We start from the raw sequence: 9,080 nt of genomic DNA, 5'->3' as shown, positions 1-9,080 counted from the left end.
ACGCATCGAGCCCGAGGCGATTCGCTTCGGGTCCATCGCTGAGGCGGTTGGTCCGCACCGCGACGACCGGGCCGCTGAGGATCGGGACCAGGATCAGGAGGCCGATGCATGAGCACGCAGGTGGTGCTGGTCTCCGATCAGGTGCTGCAGAACCTGATCCCGATCCTGATGGAACGCCCGACACGCGTCTGCCTGGTGCTCACCGAGGCGATGACGCGCCGTGGTGCCGACCGGCGCTTAGCCGCTCAGCTGCGCGGTGTTGAGGCACAGCTCATCCGCTGCGAGCGCTGTCCGGATAGCGGCTTCCCGCAGATCCGTGCCTTCGCGCATCAGGTCGCCGAGACCCTCCTCAATGCCGGCGCCGACACCGAGATCGTGCTCAACGCCACCGGCGGCACCAAGTTGATGTCGCTCGCCTTCGTCGAGGTCTTTCGTGATCTCGCCAGTCGCATCCTCTACACCGATACCGCCCATCGACGCATCGAATATCTGGCCAGCAGCGCCCACGATGGGCTGGCCTCGGTCCCCGCACCGACGCCGATGAGCAACGTGCTCGACGTGCCGGCCTATCTGCGCGCTCAAGGCTTTCAGTTTCAGCGTGCCGTCTCCGATGAGCCCCGCTGGACCACGCTCGCCGCAGCGCGCAAGGCCGCCTGTAAATTCCTCGGCCGCCGCATCGCCGATCCCAGCCTGCAGCAGCTGATCGGCACCCTGAACTACCTGGCCGACCAGGCCCTGGAGCGCTTGCCGGACAGCCGCGATGAGCGTCTGGCGGCGCCAGTGCAATCCTTTCCGCGCCCGCCACGCGGGCTCTGGTCGGAGGCGATGGCGCAGCTGGCCGCTGCTGATGTACTCGCCTGGGAGCCCGGCTCGGAGTATTTCCGCTTCACTAACCTGGCTGCGGCGCAGTTCGTGCGCGGCGGTTGGCTCGAGGACTACGCCTATCACGCCGCAAACGATGCCGGTGTGCATGATGCGCGCCTGGGCGTCGAGGGCCACTGGGATCAGCAGGAGGCCATGGCCAACGAATTCGATGTGCTCGCCTGCCACCTGAACCAGCTCCTGCACATCGAATGCAAGACGCTGCGCTACCGCGACGAGAACGACAACGCCATCGCCTACAAGCTCGACAGCCTCGGCGATGACGTGCGCGGGCTGTTTGGCCACACCTGGCTGCTCTCCGCGCGCGAGCCGACCGAGACGCTCATCGCCCGTGCGCGGCGTGCGCGCATCCGTCTGGTGCCGCCGGCGGAACTGCAACAGCTGCGGGATCTGGTGCGGGACTGGCGCGGGTGAGCGGGCGGCTGAGGGGCGATGGACACTGGCCGCAAGGTTGCCGCCTGGGCAGGCGCTTGGACGATGAACGAGACGCTGTGTTGGCGCTTGTTGGCGACACAGGCCGCTGTTGAATGGGACCGCTGATCGGATACGCCTTATGACACCACAGGAACTCCTTGCTGCCTCGAGTCGCGTCGCGCTCTCGGGGCTGATCCACGACATCGGCAAGTTCGCCGAGCGCGCCGGACTCGATCCGGGTGCCGAGCTGCTGGAGTCGAATCTGCACCAGTATGCTCGCCGTCAGCAGGCCGGGGGCCGGCAGTGGTTCACGCACCGCCATAGCGCCTATACCGCTGTCGCGATCGATCTGCTCGAGCGCCACTTTCCACGGCTTGTGGGGACCGATGTCGCCCCGTTCGCGGCCTGGGATGCACCCGATGTCGATGATTCGCTGATCAACGCCGCTGCCCGCCACCACAAGCCCGAGACGGCGTTGCAATGGCTCATCGCCACCGCGGATCGCGTGGCTTCCGGTTTCGAGCGCGAGACCTTTGACCGCTACAACGATGCCGAGGAGGGCTCGTCCACCGGCGGCGATCACTTCTCCTCGCGGCAGCTCACCCTGTTCGAGCAGATCCGCCTCGACGCGTCGCCGAGTAAGCAGCCGGCACTGAACTACCGCTATGCGCTGCAGCCGCTCTCGCCCATGGCGATCTTCCCGCAGCCGGCCAAAGACTGCGAGCCGAACAAACGCGACCGCGTCAAGGCCACGCAGCAATACCGCAGGCTCTGGGACCAGTTTGCCGAAGCCCTGAAAGCGATTCCTGACTCCCATCAGGACCGGCTCGATCTGTGGCTCGATCACTTCGACACGCTGCTCGCGACCTACGCGCACGCGATTCCGGCCGCGACCGCTTTCGGTGTCAAACCCGAGGTCTCGCTCTACGATCACAGCAAGGCGGTGGCGGCCTTGGCCACCGCACTCTGGCGCTGGCATCAGGCAAGCGATGACGAGCCGCAGGCGATCATCGACTCCCAACAACAGCGTGCCGACTGGGATACACCCAAGTTGCTGCTGATCCAGGGCGATCTGTTCGGCATCCAGGATTTCATCTTTGCTGCCGGTGGCGAGACCCAGCGCCGGGCCGCCAAGCTGTTACGCGGACGCTCGTTCTATGTCGGTCTGCTCACCGAGTGCGCCGCCATGCGTGTGCTCGATGCGCTGGCCCTGCCGCCGACCAGCCAGATCATCAACGCGGCCGGCAAATTCCTCATCGTCGCGCCCAATACCGAGGCCACGCGCAGCGCGCTGGCCGAGGTGCGCCGCACCCTCGATACCTGGTTCCTCGCGCACAGCTTTGGACAGGCCGGTGTCGGTTTGGCCTGGCTGGAGGCCTCTTGCAACGACTTCCTGAGCGCGCGCGGTGATCCGAAGAACAGCCACCAGCGCTTCCGCACGCTGATGAAGCGGCTCTTCGCCCAGCTCGATCTGGCCAAGGCACAACGCTTCGGGCTCTGTGACGCGGCTCCAGCGCCGGCCGTGTTCGCGGGTTTTCTCGATCGCTTCGACAACCGTCTTGGGGTCTGCCAGATCGATGGCCGCTCGCCCGCGACGGAAGAAATTCCCGAGCAAGGCCAGACCCTGCGGCTCAGCCGACTGGCCCAGGATCAGATCGCCATCGGCAACTGGCTGACCCGCTTCAAGCGCCTGCTGGTGACCCGTGAGGGCATCGGCCAGCACACCCTCGACGTTGACCTCTTCGGCTATCGCATCAGCTTTACCCAGGAGGAGGCCGATAGCGGACGCTTTGGTCCGGCGGTGCGCGAGGACAATCTGCTGCGCGCCTGGGATTTCAGCCTGCCCGAGTCTGATGGTGAGCGTCCGCTCTGGAACGGCTATGCCCGGCGCTACATCAACGGCTATATCCCGCGCTTTGAGGGAACCGAGACCAGCGCCTTCGAGCAAGACAAATATGCCCGCTGCGATCCCGAGGCCGAGGGTGATTTCTCGCCCCATGAGCCGAAGACGCTGAACCATCTGGCCAGTGAGGACCAGCAGCTCGATGAGAAAGGGCGCTGGGTGGGCATTCGTGCGTTGACCACCCTCAAGGGCGACATCGACAACCTGGGGCTGATCTTCCAGCAAGGACTCGCAGAGCCGACCTTTGCCAAGATGGCCGCGCTCTCGCGGCAAACCAACGCCTTCTTTGCCGTCTACCTGCCCTGGCTCTGTGCCACCGAGTATCCCAACACCTACACCGTCTTCGCCGGTGGCGATGACTTCTTCCTGATCGGTCCCTGGCGCTCACAGATGGCCCTGGCGCGGCGGCTGCAGCGCGAGTTCGCGCGCTATGTCGCGGACAACCCGGCGATCCATTTCTCCGCCGGGCTCTCGACCACCAAGCCGGGACTGCCGATCCGCCACCTGGCCGCCCTGGGCGAGCAGGCGCTGGAGCAGGCCAAGGGGCTACGCCCGGAGAAGAACGCGGTCACCTGCTTCGGCGAGACCGTCCCCTGGTCGACCTTCGTCGCGCTCGGTGAGGCTGGGGTCGAACTCAAGGCGCTCGCCGATGAGTTGGCCCTCAGCACCGGCTTCATCTACGGCCTGCTCGAGCTGATCGAGAAGGCCGAGCACGTCCACCAACGTCCCGAGAACGCCATCTGGCACAGTCAGTTCGCCTACCGCGCGGCACGCATGCTCGAGCGCGCACCAGGACTGCGCGACCGCTCCAAGGTCGAGGAACGCCGCCGCCTGCAGCAGCGCTTGGCGCAGGTCATTGCCTCAAGTGGTATCGAGCGCTTCGGCGGCAGCTACCGCATTCCACTGTTCACGCATCTCTATCAAACACGCGATTAGGAGAACGCCAGCATGGCTGAGATCAGACATCAGAATCCGCGCGGACGCGCCCAGGGTGGTGGCGGCTATCGCGGTGGCAACCAGGGCGGAAGGGCGCGTGAAGATGCCTATACGCCGGACCTCTCGGTGCAGGAGATCCGCTTCAGCGGCCCGCTCGATCCCGAGCTGTTCAACGGCATCGCCAAGCGCTGTGCCGCGACTATCGGCAGCAACGATCGCCGCAACAAGCCAAGCCAGCTGCGCCGCTTCTACGACGAGCTGGTGATGTGGCAAACCAAGGTTGGCACCGACGACGCGCGCTTTCAGGAGGTGCGCCCGTTCATCCTCATGCTCAACGCCAAGGCCGCTTACGCCGAGGGTCGCCAGTTGGTCGATACCAACTTCGTCAAGCTGCTCGAGCACTGTCTGCGCCAGGCAGAAGACGCTAAGACCCTCGGCTACGCCAAGCTCTTCTTCGAGGCCTTCCTGGGCTTCTACAAGGAAGTGCGTCCCAGCGAGAACAAATAACAACGGTCCCTCGGAACTTCATCATGCAACTGACCCATATTCGTAAGATCACCGGCACCCTGGAACTGCTCAGCGGTCTGCACATCGGCGGTGGCAACACCGAGATGCACATCGGCGGCACCGACAACCCGGTGATCAAGAACCCGGTCACCAACCAGCCCTACATCCCCGGCTCCAGCCTCAAGGGCAAGATGCGCAGCCTGCTCGAATGGCGCGCCGGCGTGGTCGGCCTCACCAACGGCAAGCCGCTCGGCTTTCAGCACATTCGCCAGCTCGAGGGTGCGCAACAGGACCAGGGCAAGGTTCTGCTGAAGCTCTTCGGCGGTGCCCCCGAGGGTGATCCGGACGAGTCCCTGCTGCGCGAGATCGGCCCCACCCGGCTCGCGTTCTGGGACTGCAACCTCGATCCCGCCTGGGTCGCCGAGATGGACAAACGCAATCTGCTGCTCACCGAGCAGAAGACCGAGAATCAGATCGACCGCATTGCCGGCGTCGCCGAGCACCCGCGCAATACCGAGCGAGTCCCGGCCGGCGCGCGCTTCGAGTTCCAGCTCACGCTCAAGGTGCATGGCGAGGAGGATCTCCTCGAGGAACTACTGGTCGGTTTCAAGCTGCTGGAACTCACCGGTCTGGGCGGATCCGGGTCACGCGGCTACGGCAAGCTGCGATTCACCGGCCTCAGCCTGCAGGGCGAGGATCTGCAGACGCGTCTGGACCAGCTCAGCCTCGAATAAGTGGAGTCACGCATGGATACGCTCACTTTGCGCCTACAGCTGCGCTCGCCGTTCGGCTCGCCGCTGCTCGGCGATATGCTGTTCGGTCAGCTGTGCTGGGCGCTGCGCAATCGTGATGGCGATGCGTCTCTGCAAGAATGCTTGCAGGGCTACACCGCCGGGCGCCCGTTTGCGGTCGTCTCCGATGCCCTGCCAATAGGCTATCTGCCGCGCCCGGCGCTGCCCTTATCCTTGTTACCCGAGCTTGTCGGCACCGACCGAAAGCAGATCAAGAAGCGCCTCTGGCTGCCGCTTGCGGCGCTCGAGCGGCCCATGACCGAGTGGCTCGGACACTGCCAAAGCGAGGCGGAGGTGATCGCGGCCAGTGCGCCGGCGACGCCGGCTGAGGCCCCCGCCGCGCACCACTCACAGGCGCTGATGACCCTGCATCCACAACCCCACAACAGCATCAACCGTCTGACCGGCACCACCGGCCGTGGCGACTTCGCCCCCTACACCCAGATGCAGCGCTGGTCAGCCGACGGCGTAGCGCTCTGTCTGCGCCTGGTCTTCGATGCCGAGCGGATCAGCGCCGAGACGCTGACCGATCTCTTCAACGACATCGGCAGCGTCGGCTTTGGCCGGGATGCCAGCATCGGTCTCGGCAAGTTCGAGGTCGAGCCGCTGCCCACGCCTTGGCCCCGTCAGCCGGATGCGAATGCCTGTCTGACGCTCGCCCCTTGCGCGCCGCAAGGCCAAGGCTGTCGCGCCGAGCGCAGCTTCTACGAGGTCTTCACCCGCTTCGGCCGCCACGGCGATGCCGCGGTCCAGCTCGGCAATCCGTTCAAGACACCGGTCTTGTTGGCACGCGCCGGCGCCCTGCTGACGCCGTCCAGTCTGCCGAGTGACCCGATCATCGGTCAGGGCCTGGGTGCAAACGGCCAGCTGTCGAAGGTCATCCCCGAGACCGTGCAACAGGGCTATGCGCCCTGTGTGGCGGTTCATCTGCCCGAGGAGATTGCGCCATGAGCGAGCAGCGACACGCTGTCCATCAACTGGCGATCACTGCGCTCGCGCCGGTGCATATCGGCACCGGCCAGGATCTGGAGCCGACCGGTTATGTGATCGATGGCGAGGATCTCTATCTGTTCAGCCCCGAGGCGGCCTTGCGGGCCTTGCCGGCGACGGCCCGCGAGGAGCTGACCAAGGTGCTCGGGGCGGCACCGACGGTGCAGCTGATCAAGCAGGTGCAGGCGTTTTTCCACCGCAACAGCGAGGCGTTGATCGCCGAGGCCGAGCACGCCATGCCGGTGTTGCCGAGCATTGCCGCGGAATACCAGCAGCGCGTCGGCAAGACCGCTCAGCGTGAGGACAACGGCCGCGAGATCATCAACCAGCTGGCAATTGCCCGCACTTATACGGATGCCGCCAGCGGCCGACCGATCTTGCCGGGTAGCAGCCTCAAGGGGGCGATTCGCACCGCACTGCTGGATCTGGTCAATGATGGCGCATCACTGCAACACCGCAGGGAGAGCAACCGTGATCTGCAGCAACGGTTGTTCAATTACGCTCAGTTTGATTGTGACCCGATGCGTCTGGTGCAGATCGGTGATGCGCGTGATCTGAGCCCGATGGAGACCTATGCCACGGAAGTGCGCTACGCGGTCAACCGCAAACGCCAGCAAGTGATCGGAAAGGACGGCCATGAGATCGAATCGCAAGCCGAGAAACAGAACCTGCGCCAAGTGCTCGAATGCGTGCCGCCGTTGCGCCCGCAAGCGTTCATCGGCCAGTTGGGCATCCAGGATGTAGCCGGTCTCGCGAGTCCGAAGCTGCCTGATGCGAGCCTCCGCTGGTCTTTTGCGGACATTGCCGCAGCCTGTAACCGGCTCTATCGACCCATCTTCGAGCGGGAGGTTCTGGAGCTAAGAAGCCGTGGTTATCTGTCTGCCGACTGGATCGACACCCTGCAACAGTTGCTGACCGATCGCCAATCGGCACTGGAAGCCAATCAGGCGTTCCTGCTGCGCGTTGGGCGTCATAGCGGAGCCGAGTCGGTCACCCTGGATGGCGTCAGAGGTATCCGGATCAACATGGGCAAAGATCCAGAGACTCGACGAACGCGTTACGAAACACTGTCCACAACGAAAACGGTTTGGCTCGCCGTCGGCGACATCCAACAACGCACCGAGATGCTGCCCTTCGGCTGGGTGCTCGTCGAGGTCGCCCCGGTGGGCAAGCCACTGCCGAGCTGGCCGAAGACCTTACGCGAGATGCTGGCCGATCTCTCCACCGTCGATGCCGCTGCCTGGTCGCAACGCATCCATGAGCGCCGCACGGCATTGCGCGCGGTGGCTGCCGAGTGCCGCGCCCGCGAGCAGCAACGCGCAGAGGCCGCTGAGCGCGAGGCACAAGCGGAGCAGGCCAAGGCCGAACGCCGCGCCAACCTGAGCGCCGAAGCGCTGAGGCTCGAGGAGCTGCGCGAGCGCTTGGCCCAGGATCGCGCCGCCGGGCGCAAGGAGAAGGGCGGCGAGCTGGCCAATCAGCTGCTGGAGGTGCTCAAAGCCGCTGAGCAGCAGTGGTCCGGGCCGGTCTGTGCGGACTTGGCGGACTTGGCTGAAGCGATCCACGGCTACATCGGCTGGCCTGCCAAGCAGAAAAAGCAGGCCCGCCAAGCGCTAATTGCCGCGATTCGCGCCAAGGCCTGATCGGGTGGACCAATGAACGACGCTACAGAACCCGCGCCGCTCGGGGAGCCATTGGACGCTGCCAACGAGAAGGGCTAGCATCCCAGGTGATCTTCAATGGAGTACCCCCTATGCGACCGCTTGAGCGCATTACACTCGACCCGGCGATTTGCCACGGCAAACCTTGCATCCGGCACATGCGTTGGCCGGTCGAGGTGATCTTGGACCTGGTGTCCTCGGGCATGAGCCTGGACGAGATCCTCGCGGATCATCCAGAACTGGAGCGCGAGGACATTCTCGCCAGCCTCGCTTATGCGCGTTTGCTGGTCTCGGGCGAACCCCTGCAACCGGCCGCCTGATGCAGGTTCTTTGTGATGTGCATGTGGCCTACCGGCTCGTGAGTCGCTTGCGTGAGATCGGCGTCGATGCCACCCATGTGAATCGCATCCTGGATGGCTCCAGGACCACGGATGCGGCGATTGCGGCCTATGTTGATGCCAACAAGCTGTTGTTGATCACCAAGGATGGCGATTTTCGGGATAGCCATTTCCTGCGCGGCACGCCACAGCGGTTGCTGCGCTTGGTCATCGGCAATGTCTCCAACGACGAACTCATTGGGCTGGTCGAGTCTCATTGGCCAGAGATCGCCACTGCCAGCCAGCAAGAGCATTGCTACCTCGAGTTATCCCGCGGCGGACTGTACGCACCTGGCCGATCTCGCTGAAGCGATCCACGATGACATCGACTGGCCTGCCAAGGAGAAGAAACAGGCGCGTCTCATAGACTGCCCTTCCTGGACAGTCTCTAAGGCCTGATCAAACGACTTGATAGCGCCTTCACCCTGCACGGTAAGCCTCCTGCATCCAAGGTCAAAACTCAGGCAACAGCCTCAAGCTTTATGAGCAATCTCATCCTCCTGTGCACCGTCGGCGGCTCCCACCAGCCGATCCTCACCGCCATCCGCGAGTGCGCGCCGACCTTCGTGCAGTTTTTCGCCAGCGGCACCGACGCCACCACTGGTCGCGCCGGCTCGATCAG

General features: G+C 64.5%; 8 protein-coding genes. All 8 read left to right on the top strand.

From position 1 onward, the window contains the following. The first annotated feature begins 108 nt into the window (after positions 1–108). Entirely contained in the window at positions 109–1,296 is a 1,188-nt protein-coding gene (locus VBE63_RS21945; RefSeq protein ID WP_323685155.1) for a Card1-like endonuclease domain-containing protein, read from the top strand. Positions 1,297–1,435: 139 nt separating this feature from the next. Then, a complete protein-coding gene (gene cas10 / locus VBE63_RS21940; RefSeq protein WP_323685154.1) occupies positions 1,436–4,135 on the top strand; it encodes a type III-A CRISPR-associated protein Cas10/Csm1 in 2,700 nt (899 codons plus the stop codon). 12 nt (positions 4,136–4,147) lie between these two features. Then, positions 4,148–4,642 (top strand): type III-A CRISPR-associated protein Csm2, encoded by a 495-nt coding sequence (gene csm2 / locus VBE63_RS21935; protein WP_323685153.1) that lies wholly within the window; start codon positions 4,148–4,150, stop codon positions 4,640–4,642. A 23-nt stretch (positions 4,643–4,665) separates the two neighbouring features. Next, positions 4,666–5,376: a type III-A CRISPR-associated RAMP protein Csm3 gene (gene csm3, locus VBE63_RS21930; RefSeq protein WP_323685152.1), complete on the top strand. Its 711-nt coding sequence runs from the start codon at positions 4,666–4,668 to the stop codon at positions 5,374–5,376. A gap of 12 nt (positions 5,377–5,388) precedes the next feature. Next, positions 5,389–6,384, top strand: coding sequence for a type III-A CRISPR-associated RAMP protein Csm4 (gene csm4 / locus VBE63_RS21925; RefSeq protein WP_323685151.1), 996 nt, complete (start codon positions 5,389–5,391; stop codon positions 6,382–6,384). Then, positions 6,381–8,063 carry an RAMP superfamily CRISPR-associated protein gene (locus tag VBE63_RS21920; RefSeq protein WP_323685150.1) on the top strand — a complete coding sequence of 561 codons (1,683 nt, stop codon included), beginning with the start codon at positions 6,381–6,383 and terminating at the stop codon, positions 8,061–8,063. The genes csm4 and VBE63_RS21920 overlap by 4 nt, the downstream gene beginning before the upstream one ends. A 110-nt stretch (positions 8,064–8,173) precedes the next feature. Continuing rightward, positions 8,174–8,401 (top strand): DUF433 domain-containing protein, encoded by a 228-nt coding sequence (locus VBE63_RS21915; protein ID WP_323685149.1) that lies wholly within the window; start codon positions 8,174–8,176, stop codon positions 8,399–8,401. Next, positions 8,401–8,766, top strand: a complete 366-nt coding sequence (locus tag VBE63_RS21910) for a DUF5615 family PIN-like protein (protein ID WP_323685148.1) — start codon at positions 8,401–8,403, stop codon at positions 8,764–8,766. Before VBE63_RS21915 ends, VBE63_RS21910 begins: the two co-directional genes overlap by 1 nt. Positions 8,767–9,080: the final 314 nt, after the last annotated feature.

The organism is Lamprobacter sp. (assembly GCF_034860625.1).
Lineage (GTDB): Bacteria > Pseudomonadota > Gammaproteobacteria > Chromatiales > Chromatiaceae > Lamprobacter.
Note: the sequence above shows the minus strand (reverse complement) of the source record. Positions and strands in the feature narration are given on the sequence as shown.

Excerpts from the sequence above, each read along its gene's own strand:
- VBE63_RS21915 (WP_323685149.1), top strand. The coding sequence starts at position 8,174 with ATGCGACCGCTTGAGCGCATTACACTCGACCCGGCGATTTGCCACGGC.
- VBE63_RS21920 (WP_323685150.1), top strand. The coding sequence starts at position 6,381 with ATGAGCGAGCAGCGACACGCTGTCCATCAACTGGCGATCACTGCGCTC.
- VBE63_RS21945 (WP_323685155.1), top strand. The coding sequence starts at position 109 with ATGAGCACGCAGGTGGTGCTGGTCTCCGATCAGGTGCTGCAGAACCTG.
- csm2 (WP_323685153.1), top strand. The coding sequence starts at position 4,148 with ATGGCTGAGATCAGACATCAGAATCCGCGCGGACGCGCCCAGGGTGGT.
- cas10 (WP_323685154.1), top strand. The coding sequence starts at position 1,436 with ATGACACCACAGGAACTCCTTGCTGCCTCGAGTCGCGTCGCGCTCTCG.
- csm3 (WP_323685152.1), top strand. The coding sequence starts at position 4,666 with ATGCAACTGACCCATATTCGTAAGATCACCGGCACCCTGGAACTGCTC.
- csm4 (WP_323685151.1), top strand. The coding sequence starts at position 5,389 with ATGGATACGCTCACTTTGCGCCTACAGCTGCGCTCGCCGTTCGGCTCG.
- VBE63_RS21910 (WP_323685148.1), top strand. The coding sequence starts at position 8,401 with ATGCAGGTTCTTTGTGATGTGCATGTGGCCTACCGGCTCGTGAGTCGC.